The organism is Massilia sp. DD77, from assembly GCF_036961685.1.
In the GTDB taxonomy this organism is placed as follows: domain Bacteria; phylum Pseudomonadota; class Gammaproteobacteria; order Burkholderiales; family Burkholderiaceae_D; genus Telluria.
In genome coordinates this window covers 43,172-60,498 of sequence record NZ_JBAMDH010000038.1, presented here as the reverse complement: position 1 = coordinate 60,498, position 17,327 = coordinate 43,172, and the positions used below count along the sequence as shown (strand labels likewise).

Genomic DNA, 17,327 nt, shown 5'->3' with positions numbered 1-17,327 from the left:
TGCCGAAGAGCTAACACTCCGTTTCACGACAAGGTGTCGTAATGTTTCAGGCCCCCGCAAGCGGCCTGAATGGTGCTACTCTTCACGCGCTCCCTGCACAGCAGTACGCAGCGGGCGCCCCGCTTTTTTTCTGTTACAGGGCCGAATACGATGATGAAAACGAAAATCGCGCTGGCAGTGCTGCTGGCGAGTTTCGCACTGGCGCCGGCCAGCGCCAAGACCACCAAGCCCGCCAAGGGCAAGGCGAAAACCACGAAAGTCGTCAAGGCGAAGAGCGCCGACAAGCGCAAGAAGGCGCCGGTGAAGAAAGCCGCCGTCGCCGGCGCCGCAGCGGCGGCAGCCACCGCCGCCGGCGCCGCCCCAACGGCGCAAGCCTCCGCCTTCCGCCTCGACCGCCGCATGGAGACCCTCTCCATGCAGTTCCTGACCGCGCAGTGGCGCATGGACCCGGAAGGCGGCATCTACGTCGGCAAGTTCGACCAGGCCGCCAGCCTCACCCTCCCCGACGACGCCACCCGCGCCAGGAAACTGGCCTTCGCCAGCGAGTGGCTGGAAAAATTCGGCAAGCTCGATCCCAAGCAGCTGTCGCCGCGCCACCGCACCGACCTGGCGCTCCTGGTCAACAAGCTGGAAAAGGACCGCTGGAACCTCGGCACCTGGCGCGAGTACCAGTGGAATCCGTCGCTGTACAACATCGCACAGCCGCTCGACCTGATCCTCAACACCGAGTATGCGGCCAAGCCGCAGCGCCTGCGCACCATCCTCAAGCGCCTGGCCAACGTGCCGGCCTACTACCAGGCCGCGCAAGCCTCGATCACCAAGCCGACCGTCGAGCACACCCAGCTCGCCATCGCCCAGGCGCCGGGCACCATCGCGGTGCTGGCGGACCTCGGCAAGGCGGCACAGGAATCGACCCTGAGCGCGCAGGAAAAGGCGATCTTCGCCCAGCGCATCGCCAACGCCGGCACCGCGGTGCTGGGCTACGTGGACTTCCTGACCCAGCTCGAGAAAAACCTGCACGTCTCCAAGGATGCGCGCCCCTTCCGCGCCGGGAAGGACCTGTACGAGCAGAAGTTCGCGCTCGAGATCCAGTCGTCCAGCAGCGCCGAGCAGACCTACCGCAAGGCCCTGGCCACGCGCGAGGAACTGCTGGCGCGCATGGACGCGATCTCGGACGAGCTGTGGCCACGCTACATGGCCGGCGTGAACAAGCCGCGCGAGCGCTTCCAGAAGATCGGCATGATGATCGACAAGCTCTCCGCCCGCCACGTCGCGCGCGAGAACTTCTTCCCCGAGATCCGCCGCCAGATCCCGCTGCTGCAGGACTGGGTCATCAAGAACGACCTCCTCACGCTCGACCCCGACAAGCCGCTCGAAGTGCGCGAAACCCCGATGTACCAGCGCGGCGTGGCCGGCGCCAGCATCGATGCGCCGGGCCCTTACCGTCCGAAGGACAAGACGTACTACAACGTCACGCCGATGGACAACCTCACGCCGGAACAGGCCGAGAGCAGCCTGCGCGAGTACAACGAGTGGATCCTGCAGATCCTGAACATCCATGAAGCGATTCCCGGCCACTACGCCCAGCTGGTCCACGCCAACAAGTCGCCTTCGCTGATCAAGTCGCTGTTCGGGAACGGCGCCATGGTCGAGGGCTGGGCCGTGTACGGCGAGCGCATGATGCTGGAATCGGGCTACGGCGGCAACGCACCCGAGATGTGGCTGATGTACTCGAAGTGGAACCTGCGCAGCGTGACCAACACCATCCTCGACTACAGCGTGCACGTGCTGGGCATGGGACAGAACGAGGCGATCGACCTGCTGACGCGCCAGGCCTTCCAGACGCGCCAGGAAGCCGACGAAAAATGGCGTCGCGTGACCCTGAGCTCGGTGCAGCTGACCAGCTACTACAGCGGCTACGAGCAGATCGTGGAACTGCGCGAGCGCCGCAAGCAGCAGCTGGGCGAGCGCTTCAAGCTGAAGGAATTCCACGACCAGTTCCTCAGCTACGGCAACGCGCCGGTCAAGATGATCGGGGAACTGATGCAGTAAATTCGCTGTGCAAATGCGCACAAGCGGCGTGCCTGCACGCCCAGCTTGTGCGCGCCACTCCAGCCGCATAATGCTTGCAGAGGCCGCTTCGAGCGGCCCACCACGACAACACAGCTGGAGACCATCCTCATGACCCTCATCACTTCGCCGTCGTCCTAGCGCGCGGGCAGCCAGTCTTTTCCTGTTTGTCATCCCAAGCCGGGCGTGCGCCGGCGTGATCGCTCACGCCTGTCCGCCCGGTTCCGCAGTCTCACGCAATGAACGGAGGCTTCAATGGCATTACGCATGAATCGGGCGGCAGCCGCCGCCTGCCTGGCAGTATGCGCATCGTGGACACCCGTCCAGGCCCAGGTCCAGGCCGGACCGGGAAGCTGGAGCGCCAACCAGGCCTGGGCGACCGACACCACCAACGGCGGCGCCCTCACCGGCTACTACTACTGGCCCGCGACCCAGCCAGTCCTGGACGGCAAGCGCGCGCTGGTGCTGGTGCTGCACGGCTGCGCCCAGACGGCAGGCAACGACGTCATCGATGGCGCCAGCGACAAGGGCTACAACTGGAAGGCGGCGGCCGACCAGTACGGGGCGGTGATCCTGGCGCCCAACGCCACCGGCAACCTGTACTCCGCCCATTGCTGGGACTGGGCCGCCGCCAACCGCAGCCGCGGCTACGGCCACAACGCGGTGCTGCTCGACCTGGTCAACCGCTTCGTCAGCAACCCGCAGTATGCGATCGACCCCAAGCAGGTCTACGTCACCGGCCTGTCCTCGGGGGGCGCCAAGACCATGGTGCTGGGCTGCGTGGCGCCCGACATCTTCGCCGGCATCGGCATCAATGCGGGACCGGCGCCCACCGTGTCGACTTCGCAGATCTCGATGGTCCCCTCGGGCACGACCGCGGCCAGCGTGGCCAGCAACTGCAGCGCGTGGGCGGGGAGCAATGCCGGCCACTTCTCGACCCAGATCGCCAGCGTCATCTGGGGCGCCAGCGACTACACGGTGGCCCAGGCCTACGGCCCGCTCGACGCGGCTGCCATGCGCCAGGTCTACGGCGGCGCCTACACCAAGGGCGCGACCGCCACGGTGCCGACCGGCGGCAGCAACACGCCTTACCTGGACGCGAACGGCAAGCTGCGCACCTCCGAGATCGCGGTATCCGGCCTGGCCCACGCCTGGCCGGCCGGCAGCGGTGGTCAGAACAGCAACTACGTCAACGCGAGCACGGTGAACTATCCGTCCTTCGTGATGGATTTCTGGTTCAAGAACAACCTGCGCGTGGCGCGCGCGCCCGCGCCGGCCATGAGTGCGTGCAGCGCCAGCGTGTCGGGATCGACGGTGACGGTGAATGGCGCGGCCACGGTGGCCGGCGGCTCGGTCGCCAGCTACCGGGTGGTGCTCAGCGGGCCTTCGCCGGTGGACGATGCCGCGGCCGGCAGCGGCGCCAGCTTCAGCAAGGCCTACGGCGCGCGCGCCGACGGCTATTACACGGGCAGCGTCACGGCCACCGGCGGCACGGGCCAGGTGTCGGCGGCCTGCGCGATTCCGCAATTCCTGGTCGGCACGGCGCCGGCGCTGCAGCCGCCCGCCGGCCTGGCAGTCGGGGCGCGGACGGCGAACAGCATCGCCTTGTCATGGAATGCGGCCGGCGGGGCGACTGGCTATAACGTCTACCGCAATGGAACGAAGGTGAATGCCTCGGCGCTGACCGCGACCGGCTATACGGATACCGGGCTGGCGGCGTCGACGAGCTATACCTATCAGGTGTCGGCGCTGGGGAATGGCGTGGAAAGCGCGCTGTCGGGGGCGGTGAGCGCGAGCACGACGTCCGGCTTCGCCTGTTCGGTGACGACGGCCAGCAATTACGCGCACGTGCAGGCCGGACGGGCGCATAACAGTGGCGGCTATGCGCTGGCGAACGGGTCGAACCAGAATATGGGGTTGAACAATACCTTCTATACGACGACCCTGGCGCAGACGGCGGCGGGGTATTACGTGATTGGGAACTGCCCGTAACGGTCTTATTCCCGGGCCCTCGGCACGTCGTCCCCGCGCAGGCGGGGATCCAAGTTTTCCGCGTACCAGTGGCCTATGCATCAGCTAGCCATACGCAACGAACTTGGGTCCCCGCCTTCGGGGATGAGGCTGGGAGCGTCGAGGTGAGGTTTAGACCGTCTCTTCCGGCCGCCGTGTCGCCCTGACGAACACCGGCGCCAGCAGCAAGCCCAGCTCGTACAGCAGGCACATCGGAATCGCCAGCGCCAGCTGGCTGACCACGTCGGGCGGTGTGACGATGGCGGCGATGACGAAGGCGCCGACGATCACGTAGGAGCGGATCTCGCGCAGCTTCTGCAGGCTGACGATGTTCATGCGCACCAGGATCACGACCACCACCGGCACTTCGAAGGTGACGCCGAAGGCCAGGCACATCGACATCACGAAGTCGAGATAGTTTTCGATGTCCGGCGTCACCGCGATCGACTGCGGCGCGAACTCGCCGATGAAGTGGAACACACGGCCGAACACGAAGAAGTAGCAGAAGGCCACGCCGGCGATGAACAGCAGCGAGGACGAGACCACCAGCGGCAGCACCAGGCGTTTTTCGTGGGCGTACAGGCCGGGCGCGATGAAGGCCCAGGCCTGGTAGAACACCCAGGGCAGCGCCAGGATGAAGGCCAGCAGCAGCGTGACCTTCATCGGCACCAGGAAAGGCGAGATCACGCCGGTGGCGATCATCTTGGAGCCGACCGGCAGCGATGCGATCATCGGTGCGGCAATGAGGTCGTAGATGTGCGAAGGCCCCGGCCACAGCATCAGCGCCGCGCACACGATCGCGACCCCGATCGAGGCCTTGACCAGGCGGTCCCGCAGCTCGACCAGGTGGGAGATGAAGGTTTCTTCGCCGGCGGCTTGCTCAGTCATCAGAAGAAGGAAGTATTGGATTTGGAACCCGGGCGGAACTTGCGCACCCGTGCGGCGCCCGACATCACATGGCGCTTGGTGCCATGGCGGTTCTTGTACCAGGCCGGCACGCTCGAAGTGCGCACCAGTTTCTTGCGGCGGAAGTCGCGCGCCTTGCGCTCGATGTCCTGCGGCGTGGCCGGCACGTTGAAGCCGGAATCATGGGCCGCGCGGCCGTCCCACAGCGCCTCGACCTCGTCGACGTGGCTGTGGACCGTGTGCTCGACCTCGTCCTTGAACGACTGCGCGCTCTCCTGCACTTCCTTGTGCAGGTTGCGCAGCTCGTCCAGCTCGATCTCGCGGCTGACTTCGGACTTCACGTCGTGCAGGTAGCGCTGGGCGCGCCCGTACAGGGTGCCCGCCATGCGCGCCACCTTCGGCAGCTTTTCAGGGCCGATCACGACCAGGGCGACGACGCCGATGATCGCGAGTTTGGACAGTCCGAGATCGATCATGGGACCCTGGAATTACGAACGGGTCTTGTCGCGGGCTTCCACGTCGATGGTCGTCTTGTCGGCGACCTGCTGCGGCTGGGTGGTGGAAGCGTTCGGGTTGGCGTTGGCCGCATTGGCCTTCTCTTCGTCACCCTTCACGCCGTCCTTGAAGCCCTTCACTGCTTTGCCGAGATCGGAACCGATATTGCCGATCTTCTTGGTGCCGAAAATCAGCATCACGACGACCAGGACAATGACCCAGTGCCAAATACTCATCGAACCCATGTTTGTCTCCTAGCAAGGCGCCAAGCGCCTGTAAATCGGGAATGCGTATATTTCAGTATACGCGATGTGGGGCTCTTGCCCCCATATAAAAGCTTAGAAGGGACTTAGGCGCTTGCTCACGTTCCCAGGCCGCGCCAGGGGCGCTTGCCGCCGTACATATGCAGGTGCAGGTGGTAGACCTCCTGTCCGCCATCCGGCCCGCTGTTGATCAGGGTCTTGAAGCCGCCGCTACGGCCGCCGTCGCCGTCGGTCTTTACCGCGACACCATGCTCCTCGGCAAGCCGAGGCGCCAGCGCCAGCATCTTGCCCAGCACGGCGGCATGCTCGGCGCTGCAGTCGGACAGGGTGGCCACGTGCTGCTTCGGGATCACCAGCAGGTGCACCGGCGCGGCCGGGTTGATGTCCTTGAAGGCGAGCAGGTCGTCGTCCTCGTAGACGACGGCGGCCGGGATCTGCTTGGCGACGATCTTGCAAAAAATGCAGTTATCCATCTTGTCTCCGGATGATTACAGTGCTTTCCGTTGGAAAACCCGACTATCCTACCAGCGCCGCATGACATCGGGATGACGATCTTGTCACCACATGCCGGCCGATGGATAGCGAGTGAGTACTGACTACTCTTTCCGGGCAGCTTTTTCGTCGAGTCCGGACAAGCCTTCGCGGCGCGCCAGTTCGTCCAGTACCTGCTGCGGCGTCAGGTTGAAGCGGGCCAGCAGCACCATCGAGTGGAACCACAGGTCGGCGCACTCGTACAAGACCTTGGTGGCGTCGCCGGAGACGCGCGCGTCCTTGGCGGCCATCACGGTCTCGGTGGCTTCCTCGCCGATCTTCTTGAGGATGGCGTCGTCGCCCTTGGCGAACAATTTGGCCACATAGGATTTGTCGGGGTCGCCGCCGTTTTCCAGCTTGCGCGATTCGATCACGGCCGCGACACGGGCCAGGGTAACGCTCATGAGGGTTTCTTATCCGCGGAATAAATGGTGTCGGGATCCTTCAGCACCGGCTCGGCCGTCTGCCAGTCGGCGCCGTCGAATTTCTGGAAGAAGCAGGAGTGGCGCCCGGTGTGGCAGGCAATGCCGCCCGCCTGCTCGATCTTGAGCAGCACCACGTCCTCGTCGCAGTCGAGGCGCATTTCCAGCACCTTCTGCACGTGGCCGGACTCTTCGCCCTTGTGCCACAGCTTCTTGCGCGAACGGCTCCAGTACACGGCCTCGCCCAGCTCGGCGGTCTTGGCCAGGGCGTCGCGGTTCATCCAGGCGAACATCAGGATGTCGCCGGTGGCGGCTTCCTGGGCGATCACCGGCACCAGGCCGTGTTCGTCCCAGCGCACCTTGTTCAGCCATTTTGCGTTGGTCGCCATGCTTACTCCAGCCTCATCGGGATGCCACGCTCGGCCATGTAGCGCTTGGCTTCGCCCACCGTGTGCTGCCCGTAGTGGAAGATGCTGGCCGCCAGCACCGCGTCGGCGTGGCCTTCCAGGATGCCGTCGGCCAGGTCTTGCAGGCCGCCGACGCCGCCGGAGGCGATCACGGAGATGCCGACCGCGTCCGAGACGGCGCGCGTCAGGCCCAGGTCGAAGCCGACCTTGGTGCCGTCGCGGTCCATCGAGGTGAGCAGCAGCTCGCCGGCGCCCAGGCTTTCCATCTTGCGCGCCCACTCGACGGCGTCGAGGCCGGTGGCGTTGCGCCCGCCATGGGTGAAGACTTCCCACTTGCCGGGCGCGACCTGCTTGGCGTCGATCGCCACCACGATGCACTGCGAGCCGTGCTTTTGCGAGGCGTCAAATACCAGCTGGGGGTTGGTGACGGCCGAGGTGTTCATGCTGACCTTGTCCGCGCCCGCATTCAGCAGGCGGCGCACGTCCTCGACCTTGCGCACCCCGCCGCCGACGGTCAGCGGAATGAAGACGGTCGAGGCCACGGCTTCGATGATCGGCAGGATCAGGTCGCGGCCGTCGCTCGAGGCGGTGATGTCGAGGAAGGTGATTTCGTCGGCGCCCTGCCCGTCATAGCGGCGTGCGATCTCGACCGGGTCGCCGGCATCGCGCAGCTCGGTGAAGTTGACGCCCTTGACCACACGGCCGCCGGTGACGTCGAGACAGGGGATGATGCGTTTTGCGAGCATATAAGTTGTAGCGTTAGCCTGGTTCCGTCGTTAGCGCCCGAACGTCATCCCCGCAAAGGCGGGGACCCAAGTTTGCTTGCAGATCGGTACTGCATCCCCGTTCACACTGGACAAGGGCATTGGGTCCCCGCCTTCGCGGGGATGACGTGCCAAGGCTGCGGACTGACGGTTAAGCGTCCGCGCCCTCAGTCAGTTCATCCGCACGCACCTGCGCCGAGGTCAGGTCCAGCGTGCCTTCATAAATCGAACGGCCGCAGATCACGCCTTCGATGCCTTCGTCCTGCACCGCGCACAGCGCTTCCACGTCGGCCAGGTTGTGCACGCCGCCCGAGGCGATGATCGGGATGCGCACGGCCTGGGCCAGCTTGACGGTGGCTTCGATGTTCACGCCGGCCATCATGCCGTCGCGGCCGATGTCGGTGTAGACGATCGATTCCACGCCGTAGCCTTCGAATTTCTTGGCCAGGTCGATGACCTCGTGGCCCGACATCTTGCTCCAGCCGTCGGTGGCGACCTTGCCGTCCTTGGCGTCCAGGCCGACGATGATGCTGCCCGGGAAGGCGCCGCAGGCGTCGTGCAGGAAGCCGGGGTTCTTTACCGCGGCGGTGCCGACGATGATGTAGGTGATGCCGTCGTCCAGGTAGCGCTCGATGGTGTCGAGGTCGCGGATGCCGCCGCCCAGCTGGACCGGGATCTCGTCCAGGTCGTTCTGGTCGGCGTATTCCTGCACCACTTGCAGGATCGACTTGATCGCCGCTTCGTTCTTGGGCTTGCCCGCGAACGCGCCGTTCAGGTCCACCAGGTGCAGCCGGCGCGCGCCTTTCTTGAGCCAGTGCAGCGCCATTTCGGCGGGATCTTCGGAAAACACGGTGGCGAGGTCCATATCGCCTTGTTTCAGGCGAACGCAGTGACCGTCTTTCAGGTCGATGGCGGGGATCAGCAGCATGATGGTGGTCGTTTGGTTGACGGGGTTGAACGGAAGTTCAAGGATTCCAGTGGATGAAATTGCGGTACAGGCGCAGCCCTGCGGCCGCGCTCTTTTCGGGGTGGAACTGGGTGGCGACGAGATTGTCGCGCGCCACCGCGCAGCAGTAGGGCGCGCCGTAGTCGGCTTCGCCTATGGTGTCGAGCGGGTCGCCCGGCGCCGCATAGTAACTGTGCACGAAATAGAAATAGCTGTTGTCGGCCACGCCTTCCCACAGCGGGTGGGCGCGGGTCTGGCGCACGCGGTTCCAGCCCATCTGCGGGACCTTGAAGCGCGAGCCGTCCGCCTGCAGCTTGCCGTCGAGCTGGAAGCGCACCACCTTGCCGGGCAGCAGGCCCAGGCCGGGGGTGCCCTCGTTTTCCTCGCTCGCGTCGAACAGCATCTGCTCGCCCACGCACACGCCCATGACCGGCTTGTTCTTCACGGCGCGCAGCAGGGCTTCCTCGGCGCCGGATTCACGCAGGCTGTTCATGCAGTCGCGCATCGCGCCCTGGCCGGGCAGGACGATGCGGTCGGCCGCGTCGATGTCGGCCGCCTTGCTCGAGACCAGCACTTCGGCCTCCGGCGCGGCCGCGCGCAGGGCCTGCGCCACCGAGCGCAGGTTGCCGAGGCCGTCCACCACCACAATCTTGGTCGTCATGGTGTGGGCCTCAGAGGCTGCCTTTGGTCGAAGGAATGATGCCGGCGGCGCGCTCGTCCAGCTCGGTGGCCATGCGCAGGGCGCGGCCGAAGGCCTTGAACACGGTTTCGCACTGGTGGTGGGCGTTCACGCCGCGCAGGTTGTCGATGTGCAGGGTCACGCCGGCGTGGTTGACGAAGCCGCGGAAGAATTCGCCCGTCAGGTCGACGTCGAAGGTGCCGATCATGGCGCGCGTGAACGGGATGTGCATTTCCAGGCCCGGACGGCCGGAAAAATCGATCACCACGCGCGACAGCGCTTCGTCCAGCGGCACATAGGAATGACCGTAGCGGCGGATGCCCTTCTTGTCGCCCACGGCCTTGGCCACCGCCATGCCGAGGGTGATGCCGGTGTCCTCGACGGTATGGTGCGCATCGATGTGCAGGTCGCCGACGGCTTCGACCTCGAGGTCGATCATGCCGTGGCGCGCGATCTGGTCCAGCATATGGTCGAGGAAGGGAACGCCAGTGTTCAGCTTCTGGCGGCCGGTGCCGTCGAGATTGATCGCGACGCGGATCTGCGTCTCGTTGGTGTTGCGCGTGATGTCGGCGGTGCGGGTCATTGCAGGGTGCTCGTCAGTCGGCCTTCTCCCCTTGGGGAGAGACCGGTTACAGGGACGCTTTCAGGGCAGTCAGGAATTGGATGTTTTCTTCCGGGGTGCTGACCGTAACGCGGATGCAGTTCGTCAGCAGCTTATGCATTTTACTCAAATTTTTGATCAGGACCTTCTCGGCATGGAGACGGGCGCAGACGGCGTCGGCGTCCGGTACCCGCAGCGCGATGAAATTCGCGGCGGACGGGAAGACTTCGACACCCGGCAGGGCCGCCAGTTCGCTCGCCAAACGGCTGCGCTCGGCATTGATGCTCTCGGCCTGGCGGTCCAGGATCTCCAGGTGGTCGAGCGCGAACTCGGCCGCCACCTGGGTCAGCACGTTGACGTTGTAGGGCGGACGCACTTTTTCGAACTCGGCCAGCAGCTCGGCATTGCCGGACAGATAGCCCAGGCGGATGCCGGCCAGGCCCAGCTTGGACAGGGTGCGCATCACCACCAGGTTGGGGAAGTCCGGCAGGCGGCCCATGAAGCTTTTCTGGGCGAAAGGCTGGTAGGCCTCGTCGACCACGGCAATGCCCTTGTCGCCCAGGGCGCGGATCACCGCTTCCATGTCGGCGTCGTCGAACAGGTTGCCGGTCGGGTTGTTCGGGTAGGCCAGGAACACCAGCGACGGCTGGTGCTGCTCGATGGCGGCCAGCATGGCTTCGCGGTCGAGCGAGAAATCGGCCTTCACCGGCACGCCGACGAAGTCCGCCCCGGCGAACTGGGCCGAGCGCGAGAACATCACGAAGGCCGGCACCGGGGCCATGACCACGGCCCGTCGCATGTCAGCGCCATTCGCTTGCCGTGCGACGGCGGTGGCCATGATCGCAATCAACTCGTCCGAGCCGTTGCCGAGCAGGACATCATAGCCGGCGGGCACGCCCAGCTTGGCGCAGATCTTGTTCTTGATGGTACGGTAGGACGCTACCGGATAACGGTTCAGGGCCGCGTCGGCCAGGCGCGCGCCCAGCTCGGCGCGCAAGCCTTCCGGCAGCGCGTAGGGATTCTCCATCGCGTCGAGCTTGATGTAGCCGCTGGCGTCCGGCACATGGTAGCTGCCGATCGCCCGCACGTCCGCACGGATGGTGTTCTCGATCAGCTTGTCGATGGCGCTCATGGATTTCCTTCAGAAGTGATGGCAATGGCCCCCTTGGCCGCCGCCTTGCGTTTTTTGGCTGCCGCCTTGGCCGCCAGGGGCACCTCGGGCGCCGCCAGGCGGGCCTGGATGATCTCGCAATAGGCCGGGTTCAGCTCGAAGCCGGTAAACCGGCGCCCCAGGCGCTGGGCCGCGATGGCCGTGGTGCCGCTGCCCATGAAGGGATCGAGCACCACGCCGCCCGGCGGGCAGGAGGCCTTGACCATGCGCTCGATGATCTCGAGCGGCTTCTGGGTCGGGTGGTCGGCGCGCTCCGGGTGTTCGCGGTGCAGGCGCGATACGCTCCACACGTCCTTCGGGTTGTAGCCGACTTCCAGCCACTTGGCCCCCACGAAGATCGAACGCGAACGGGCCTTCTTGGTCTCGGCGTCGTAGGGAATGCGCACCGCGTCCAGGTCGAAGTAATAATCCTTGCGGTTCACGAAGAAGCCGATGGTGTCGTGCACCGAGCTGAAGCTGCGCACGCTGCCGCCCATCGAGGGCACGCGGCGGTCCCAGATGATCTCGTTCATCATCGTCATGCGTTTCTTCAGCATCACGAAGATCTCGGGCGCAAAGCGCCAGGTCAGGAAGATGTACAGGCTGCCGTTGGCCTTCAGCTTGGGCAGCACGGCGGCGATCCACTGCTCGGTCCAGGCCAGGTAGGCTTCGACGCTCTGCTGGTCGGAAGCGTTGCCGTAGTCCTTGCCGAGGTTGTAGGGCGGGTCGGTCAGGACCAGGTCGATGGACGCATCCGGGATGCGCGCGAGTCCTTCGAGCGCATCCTCGCAGAAGACCTGGTCGACCCAGTCCGTCATGACGATTTGATCCTTAAAGGTTGGAGCCTAAATTCGGCGCTCCTGGCGTGCGCCTGCAGGCCTTCGCCATAGGCCAGTTCGGCCGCCACCTTGCCCAGGGTTTGCGCGCCCTGCTCGCTCACCTGGATGATGGACGAGCGCTTCTGGAAGTCGTACACGCCCAGCGGCGAGGAGAAGCGCGCCGTGCGCGAGGTCGGCAGCACGTGGTTCGGGCCGCAGCAGTAGTCGCCCAAGGACTCCGACGAGAAGCGGCCCAGGAACATGGCGCCGGCGTGGCGGATTTTATCGGCCCAGCGCATCGGCTCCTCGGCCGAGATTTCCAGGTGCTCGGCGGCGATGGCGTTGGCGATCGCGCAGGCTTCCTCCATGTCGCGCACCTTGACCAGGGCGCCGCGGTCAGTCAGCGAGGTCGTGATGGTTTCATGACGCGGCATGGTCGGCAGCAGCTTGTGGATGCTCTGCTCCACCTTGGCGATGTAATCGGCATCCGGGCACAGCAGGATGGCTTGCGCCAGCTCGTCGTGTTCGGCCTGCGAGAACAGGTCCATCGCCACCCAGTCCGGATCGGTCGTGCCGTCGCACAGCACCAGGATCTCGGAGGGCCCTGCGATCATGTCGATGCCCACGGTGCCGAACACGCGGCGCTTGGCCGAGGCGACGAAGGCATTGCCCGGGCCGACGATCTTGTCGACGGGCGGGATGGTCGCGGTGCCGTAGGCCAGGGCGCCGACGGCCTGGGCGCCGCCGATGGTGATCACGCGGGTCACGCCGGCGATCGCGGCGGCAGCCAGCACCATGCGGTTCTTCACGCCGTCCGGGGTCGGGACCACCATGACGATCTCTTTCACCCCCGCGACCTGTGCCGGAATCGCGTTCATCAGCACCGACGAGGGATAGGTGGCCTTGCCGCCCGGGACATAGATGCCGACGCGGTCGAGCGGGGTCACACGCTGGCCCAGCACGGTGCCGTCAGGCTCGGTGAAGGTAAAACCGTTCAGTTCCTGTTTCTGGCGCTCGTGGAATACGCGGATGCGTTCGGCGGCGGTGCGCAGCGCGGCGCGCTGGGCTTCGGGAATCGCGGCCAGGGCCGCGTCGAGTTCCGCCTGCGCGACGTCGAAGGCGGCGATCGAGGATGCGCCGCCGTTCGGGATCCGGTCGAACTTGTTGGTGTACTCCAGCACGGCGGCGTCGCCGCGCTTCCGGACATCCGCAAGAATCGCCGCGACCGCCGTTTCGATGGCGTCATCGGTCTCCGCCTCGAACGCCAGCAGTGCGTCCAGGGTGGGCTTGAAATCGGGAGCGGTGGAATCGAGCTTGCGGATCTGTACTGCCATGGTCAGCCTTGTTGAGCGGTGGCGCGCTGGAACGCGTCGAGGATGGGTTGCAGGCGCTCGCGCTTGAGCTTGAGCGCGGCCTGGTTGACCACCAGGCGCGAGGAGATGTCCATGATCTTTTCGACTTCGACCAGGTTGTTGGCGCGCAGGGTGCCGCCGGTCGAGACCACGTCGACGATGGCGTCCGACAGGCCGACCAGCGGCGCCAGCTCCATCGAGCCGTACAGCTTGATCAGGTCGACGTGCACGCCCTTGCTTGCAAAGTGCTCGCGCGCGGTGTTGACGAACTTGGTCGCCACGCGCAGGCGCGCGCCCTGGCGCACCGCGGTCTCGTAGTCGAAGCCGGCGTTCACCGCGACCGACATGCGGCACTTGGCGATCTGCAGGTCGATCGGCTGGTACAGGCCTTCGCCGCCATGCTCGAGCAGCACGTCCTTGCCGGCCACGCCGAAGTCGGCGGCGCCGTGCTGGACATAGGTCGGCACGTCGCTGGCGCGCACGATCAGCACGCGCACGCCGGGGTCGTTGGTCGGCAGGATCAGCTTGCGCGAGGTCTCGGGGTTTTCCAGCACCTCGATGCCCGCCGCGGCGAGCAGCGGCAGGGTGTCTTCGAAGATGCGGCCCTTGGACAGCGCCAGGATCAGGCCGGAACTCGTGTTTTGACTGTTCGGATTCATGCTCACTTGATACGGACGATGTCGGCGCCCACGGCCGACAGCTTCACTTCCATGCGGTCGTAGCCGCGGTCCAGGTGGTAGATGCGGTCCACCAGGGTCGTGCCTTCGGCCGCCATGCCGGCGATGACCAGGGACGCCGAGGCGCGCAGATCGGTCGCCATCACGGGCGCGCCCACCAGGCGGTCCACGCCTTTGATGAAGGCGGTATTGCCTTCGGTGTGGATCGAGGCGCCCAGGCGGTTCATCTCCTGCACGTGCATGAAGCGGTTCTCGAAAATCGTCTCGGTCACGCGGCTCGGGCCCGAGGCGATGGTGTTCACGGCCATGAACTGGGCCTGCATGTCGGTCGGGAAGCCGGGATACTCCGTGGTGCGGAAGGACACCGGGTTCGGACGGCCGTCCATGCGCGCACGGATGGTGTTGCCCGACACGGTGAGCTGCAGGCCCATCTCGCGCAGCTTGTCGAGGGCGACGTCGAAGATGTCGGTGCGGGTGTTGGTCAGGACGATATCGCCGCCGGTGGCCGCGACCGCGCACAGGAAGGTGGCGGCTTCGATGCGGTCGGAGATGACGGCGTGTTCGGCGCCGTGCAGCTCGGCCACGCCCTGGATCACCAGGCGATCGGTGCCGATGCCGTCGATCTTGGCGCCCATGGACACCAGGAGGTTGGCCAGGTCGGTCACTTCCGGCTCGCGCGCGGCGTTTTCGAGCACGGTCTCGCCTTGGGCCAGGGTGGCGGCCATCAGCAGGTTCTCGGTACCGGTGACGGTGATCATATCGGTGTGGATGCGCGCGCCCTGCAGCTTGTTGGGCGCCTTGGCGTAGATGTAGCCGCCTTCGATCGTGATCTCGGCGCCCATCTGGCGCAGGCCCTTGATGTGCTGGTCGACCGGGCGCGAACCGATGGCGCAGCCGCCCGGCAGCGAGACCTTGGCTTCGCCGAAGCGCGCCAGCAGGGGACCGAGCACCAGGATCGAGGCGCGCATGGTCTTGACCAGCTCATACGGCGCTTCGAGCGAGGTGATGTTGGCGCCGTTCAGGGTGACGTTCTCGTCGTCCTGGTCGACCTTGAGGCCGGTCTGCTCGAGCAGGCGCAGCATGGTGCGCACGTCGTGCAGGCGCGGCACGTTCGACAGGCGCACGTCGCCCGCAGTAAGCAGGCCGGCGCACAGGATGGGCAGGGCCGCGTTCTTGGCGCCCGATACCGGAATCTCGCCGTTCAGGCGCTTGCCGCCAACGATCTGGAGCTTGTCCATGCTTAGCCTCCGAATTCTTCAGGGGTCAGGGTTTTCATCGACAGCGCGTGGATTTCCTCGCGCATGCGGTCGCCGAGCGCGGCATACACCAGCTGGTGGCGCTGGATCGGGCGCTTGCCGGCGAAGGCAGGCGACACGATCACGGCCGTGAAATGGCGGCCGTCGCCTTCGACCTGCAAATGGGTGCATTCGAGGCCGGCGCTGATGTAGCTGTGGATCAGTTCTGGTGTGGTTTCCACGACAAACTCCAATAGATTCTTTATTTTAATGGCGCAGCTTGTAGCCACGCTGAAGCAGGTTGATCGCCATTGCCGCCAGCACCGCGAAGAACACGGCGACGATGGCCAGGCTGGTCCAGGGCGAGACGTCGGACTTGCCGAAGAAACCGTAGCGGAACCCGTCAATCATATAAAAGAACGGGTTGAAATGCGAGACGGCGAGCCAGAAGGGCGGCAGTTTTTGAATGGAATAGAACACGCCGGCCAGGAAGGTCGCCGGCATGATCAGGAAGTTCTGGAAAGCGGCCAGCTGGTCGAATTTCTCGGCCCAGATGCCGGCGATCACGCCCATGGTGCCCAGGATGGCCGCGCCCAGGAAGGCGAACACGACGATCCATAGCGGCGCCACGAAGTCGAGGTGGGCGAACCAGGCGGTGACCAGGAAGACGCCGGCGCCGACCGCGATCCCGCGCAGCACCGAGGCCAGCACATAGGCCGACAGGATCTCCGCATGCGACAGCGGCGGCAGCAGGATGAAGACCAGGTTGCCGGTGATCTTGGACTGGATCAGGGACGAGGACGAGTTGGCGAAGGCGTTCTGCAGCACGCTCATCATCACCAGGCCCGGGATCAGGAAGGCGGTATAGGACACGCCCTCGAGCATCTCGATCCGGCCGTCGAGCACGTGGCCGAAGATCAGAAGGTAGAGCATGGCGGTGACGATCGGCGCCGCCACGGTCTGGGTCGCGACTTTCCAGAAGCGCAGCGACTCCTTGTAGAACAGGGTGCGGAAGCCCACGGAGAACAGGTTCATTGCTTTCCCTCCTCCATGATCTGGATGAAGATGTCTTCCAGGTCGGCCTGCTCGAGCTGCATCTCGTCGATCACGGCGCCCGACTCGCGCAGGCGCGCCAGGATGGGTTCCACCTCGGCGTAGTCGTTCACGCGCAAAGTGAAGGTGTTGCCACCCCGGTTGCCGTTATTGTGTTCGTCGTGCGAGACCAGGTGGCGCAGGCCTTCCGGCAGCGCGCCGCTCTTGAGGTGCACCACCAGCTGCGACCCCGACACGCGGCGCAGCAGGTTCGGCATGGTGTCCAGCGCCACCACCTGGCCCAGCTTGAGCATGGCCACGCGCTGGCACATGGCCTGGGCTTCCTCAAGGTAGTGGGTGGTCAGGACCACGGTGTGGCCTTCGCGGTTCAGGCGCGCGATGAACTTCCACAGGGTCTGGCGCAGCTCCACGTCGACGCCGGCGGTCGGTTCGTCGAGCACGATCACGGGCGGCTTGTGCACCAGGGCCTGGGCCACCAGCACGCGCCGCTTCATGCCGCCGGACAGGGCGCGCATGTTGACGTCGGCCTTGTTGGTCAGGTCGAGGTTGTGCATCACCTCGTCGATCCAGGCATCGTTGTTCCTGATCCCGAAGTAGCCGGACTGCAGGCGCAGGGTCTCGCGCACCGTGAAGAAGGGATCGAACACCAGCTCCTGCGGCACCACGCCCAGGCGGATGCGCGCTTCGCGGAAGTCGCTCACCACGTCATGGCCATGCACGCGCACGCTGCCCGCGTCGGGACGGATCAGGCCTGCGATGGTGGAAATCAGGGTGGTCTTGCCGGCGCCGTTGGGGCCGAGGAGGCCGAAGAACTCGCCTTCCTCGATATTCAGGGAAACGCCCTTGAGGGCCTTGAAGCCCTTGTAGCTTTTCTCGACGTTGCTGATCTGGATCGCTGTCATTCTTGTTGGGAGGCGCGGACGCGCTGGGACGGTGCGGGGAAACAGC

General features: G+C 65.5%; 20 protein-coding genes. 2 read left to right on the top strand and 18 right to left on the bottom strand.

The features are described 5' to 3' along the window. The first annotated feature begins 150 nt into the window (after positions 1–150). Together V7778_RS20805 and V7778_RS20800 are read left to right on the top strand one after the other, a co-directional pair. The gene (locus tag V7778_RS20805; protein WP_335558758.1) at positions 151–2,052 is read left to right on the top strand and encodes a DUF885 domain-containing protein; all 1,902 of its coding nucleotides are present in this window, start codon (positions 151–153) and stop codon (positions 2,050–2,052) included. 285 nt (positions 2,053–2,337) lie between these two features. Beyond that, complete coding sequence (locus tag V7778_RS20800; RefSeq protein WP_335558756.1) at positions 2,338–4,062, top strand: extracellular catalytic domain type 1 short-chain-length polyhydroxyalkanoate depolymerase; 1,725 nt, start codon at positions 2,338–2,340, stop codon at positions 4,060–4,062. 150 nt (positions 4,063–4,212) lie between these two features. Here the strand turns inward: V7778_RS20800 and tatC are convergent, their stop codons facing one another. The 18 genes from tatC to V7778_RS20710 all read right to left on the bottom strand — a co-directional run bounded on the left by tatC (position 4,213) and on the right by V7778_RS20710 (position 17,281). Continuing rightward, positions 4,213–4,968, bottom strand: a complete 756-nt coding sequence (tatC, locus tag V7778_RS20795) for a twin-arginine translocase subunit TatC (protein ID WP_335558754.1) — start codon at positions 4,966–4,968, stop codon at positions 4,213–4,215. After that, entirely contained in the window at positions 4,968–5,462 is a 495-nt protein-coding gene (gene tatB / locus V7778_RS20790) for a Sec-independent protein translocase protein TatB (RefSeq protein ID WP_335558752.1), read from the bottom strand. The genes tatC and tatB overlap by 1 nt, the downstream gene beginning before the upstream one ends. 12 nt (positions 5,463–5,474) lie before the next feature. Beyond that, positions 5,475–5,726, bottom strand: a complete 252-nt coding sequence (gene tatA / locus V7778_RS20785; protein ID WP_211521041.1) for a Sec-independent protein translocase subunit TatA — start codon at positions 5,724–5,726, stop codon at positions 5,475–5,477. Positions 5,727–5,842: 116 nt separating this feature from the next. Next, positions 5,843–6,217, bottom strand: coding sequence for a histidine triad nucleotide-binding protein (locus tag V7778_RS20780; RefSeq protein WP_335558750.1), 375 nt, complete (start codon positions 6,215–6,217; stop codon positions 5,843–5,845). 123 nt (positions 6,218–6,340) lie between these two features. Then, complete coding sequence (locus tag V7778_RS20775) at positions 6,341–6,679, bottom strand: phosphoribosyl-ATP diphosphatase (protein ID WP_335558748.1); 339 nt, start codon at positions 6,677–6,679, stop codon at positions 6,341–6,343. Continuing rightward, positions 6,676–7,086, bottom strand: a complete 411-nt coding sequence (gene hisI, locus V7778_RS20770) for a phosphoribosyl-AMP cyclohydrolase (protein ID WP_335558747.1) — start codon at positions 7,084–7,086, stop codon at positions 6,676–6,678. The genes V7778_RS20775 and hisI overlap by 4 nt, the downstream gene beginning before the upstream one ends. Before the next feature lie 2 nt (positions 7,087–7,088). After that, a complete protein-coding gene (gene hisF / locus V7778_RS20765) occupies positions 7,089–7,850 on the bottom strand; it encodes an imidazole glycerol phosphate synthase subunit HisF (RefSeq protein WP_211521037.1) in 762 nt (253 codons plus the stop codon). A gap of 169 nt (positions 7,851–8,019) precedes the next feature. Then, complete coding sequence (gene hisA, locus V7778_RS20760) at positions 8,020–8,796, bottom strand: 1-(5-phosphoribosyl)-5-[(5-phosphoribosylamino)methylideneamino]imidazole-4-carboxamide isomerase (protein WP_211521036.1); 777 nt, start codon at positions 8,794–8,796, stop codon at positions 8,020–8,022. Between the two features lie 37 nt (positions 8,797–8,833). Continuing rightward, entirely contained in the window at positions 8,834–9,475 is a 642-nt protein-coding gene (gene hisH / locus V7778_RS20755; RefSeq protein WP_335558745.1) for an imidazole glycerol phosphate synthase subunit HisH, read from the bottom strand. Between the two features lie 10 nt (positions 9,476–9,485). Next, positions 9,486–10,076 carry an imidazoleglycerol-phosphate dehydratase HisB gene (gene hisB / locus V7778_RS20750; protein ID WP_211521034.1) on the bottom strand — a complete coding sequence of 197 codons (591 nt, stop codon included), beginning with the start codon at positions 10,074–10,076 and terminating at the stop codon, positions 9,486–9,488. Positions 10,077–10,122: 46 nt separating this feature from the next. Continuing rightward, positions 10,123–11,226, bottom strand: coding sequence for a histidinol-phosphate transaminase (gene hisC / locus V7778_RS20745; protein WP_335558742.1), 1,104 nt, complete (start codon positions 11,224–11,226; stop codon positions 10,123–10,125). Next, positions 11,223–12,062, bottom strand: coding sequence for a DNA-methyltransferase (locus V7778_RS20740; RefSeq protein WP_335558740.1), 840 nt, complete (start codon positions 12,060–12,062; stop codon positions 11,223–11,225). Before V7778_RS20740 ends, hisC begins: the two co-directional genes overlap by 4 nt. Continuing rightward, complete coding sequence (gene hisD / locus V7778_RS20735) at positions 12,059–13,396, bottom strand: histidinol dehydrogenase (protein ID WP_335558738.1); 1,338 nt, start codon at positions 13,394–13,396, stop codon at positions 12,059–12,061. Before hisD ends, V7778_RS20740 begins: the two co-directional genes overlap by 4 nt. 2 nt (positions 13,397–13,398) lie before the next feature. Beyond that, positions 13,399–14,073 carry an ATP phosphoribosyltransferase gene (gene hisG / locus V7778_RS20730; RefSeq protein WP_335558736.1) on the bottom strand — a complete coding sequence of 225 codons (675 nt, stop codon included), beginning with the start codon at positions 14,071–14,073 and terminating at the stop codon, positions 13,399–13,401. Positions 14,074–14,075: 2 nt separating this feature from the next. Further along, positions 14,076–15,329, bottom strand: a complete 1,254-nt coding sequence (gene murA / locus V7778_RS20725) for a UDP-N-acetylglucosamine 1-carboxyvinyltransferase (RefSeq protein WP_335558734.1) — start codon at positions 15,327–15,329, stop codon at positions 14,076–14,078. Between the two features lie 2 nt (positions 15,330–15,331). After that, positions 15,332–15,568 carry a BolA family protein gene (locus V7778_RS20720; RefSeq protein ID WP_211522907.1) on the bottom strand — a complete coding sequence of 79 codons (237 nt, stop codon included), beginning with the start codon at positions 15,566–15,568 and terminating at the stop codon, positions 15,332–15,334. Positions 15,569–15,593: 25 nt separating this feature from the next. Next, positions 15,594–16,361 carry an ABC transporter permease gene (locus V7778_RS20715; RefSeq protein WP_335558731.1) on the bottom strand — a complete coding sequence of 256 codons (768 nt, stop codon included), beginning with the start codon at positions 16,359–16,361 and terminating at the stop codon, positions 15,594–15,596. Beyond that, positions 16,358–17,281, bottom strand: coding sequence for an ABC transporter ATP-binding protein (locus V7778_RS20710; RefSeq protein WP_335558729.1), 924 nt, complete (start codon positions 17,279–17,281; stop codon positions 16,358–16,360). Before V7778_RS20710 ends, V7778_RS20715 begins: the two co-directional genes overlap by 4 nt. Between the last annotated feature and the right edge of the window lie 46 nt (positions 17,282–17,327).

Coding starts and splice junctions, on each gene's coding strand:
- V7778_RS20805 (WP_335558758.1), top strand. CDS start 151: ATGATGAAAACGAAAATCGCGCTGGCAGTGCTGCTGGCGAGTTTCGCA.
- V7778_RS20800 (WP_335558756.1), top strand. CDS start 2,338: ATGAATCGGGCGGCAGCCGCCGCCTGCCTGGCAGTATGCGCATCGTGG.
- tatC (WP_335558754.1), bottom strand. CDS start 4,968: ATGACTGAGCAAGCCGCCGGCGAAGAAACCTTCATCTCCCACCTGGTC.
- tatB (WP_335558752.1), bottom strand. CDS start 5,462: ATGATCGATCTCGGACTGTCCAAACTCGCGATCATCGGCGTCGTCGCC.
- tatA (WP_211521041.1), bottom strand. CDS start 5,726: ATGGGTTCGATGAGTATTTGGCACTGGGTCATTGTCCTGGTCGTCGTG.
- V7778_RS20780 (WP_335558750.1), bottom strand. CDS start 6,217: ATGGATAACTGCATTTTTTGCAAGATCGTCGCCAAGCAGATCCCGGCC.
- V7778_RS20775 (WP_335558748.1), bottom strand. CDS start 6,679: ATGAGCGTTACCCTGGCCCGTGTCGCGGCCGTGATCGAATCGCGCAAG.
- hisI (WP_335558747.1), bottom strand. CDS start 7,086: ATGGCGACCAACGCAAAATGGCTGAACAAGGTGCGCTGGGACGAACAC.
- hisF (WP_211521037.1), bottom strand. CDS start 7,850: ATGCTCGCAAAACGCATCATCCCCTGTCTCGACGTCACCGGCGGCCGT.
- hisA (WP_211521036.1), bottom strand. CDS start 8,796: ATGCTGCTGATCCCCGCCATCGACCTGAAAGACGGTCACTGCGTTCGC.
- hisH (WP_335558745.1), bottom strand. CDS start 9,475: ATGACGACCAAGATTGTGGTGGTGGACGGCCTCGGCAACCTGCGCTCG.
- hisB (WP_211521034.1), bottom strand. CDS start 10,076: ATGACCCGCACCGCCGACATCACGCGCAACACCAACGAGACGCAGATC.
- hisC (WP_335558742.1), bottom strand. CDS start 11,226: ATGAGCGCCATCGACAAGCTGATCGAGAACACCATCCGTGCGGACGTG.
- V7778_RS20740 (WP_335558740.1), bottom strand. CDS start 12,062: ATGACGGACTGGGTCGACCAGGTCTTCTGCGAGGATGCGCTCGAAGGA.
- hisD (WP_335558738.1), bottom strand. CDS start 13,396: ATGGCAGTACAGATCCGCAAGCTCGATTCCACCGCTCCCGATTTCAAG.
- hisG (WP_335558736.1), bottom strand. CDS start 14,073: ATGAATCCGAACAGTCAAAACACGAGTTCCGGCCTGATCCTGGCGCTG.
- murA (WP_335558734.1), bottom strand. CDS start 15,329: ATGGACAAGCTCCAGATCGTTGGCGGCAAGCGCCTGAACGGCGAGATT.
- V7778_RS20715 (WP_335558731.1), bottom strand. CDS start 16,361: ATGAACCTGTTCTCCGTGGGCTTCCGCACCCTGTTCTACAAGGAGTCG.
- V7778_RS20710 (WP_335558729.1), bottom strand. CDS start 17,281: ATGACAGCGATCCAGATCAGCAACGTCGAGAAAAGCTACAAGGGCTTC.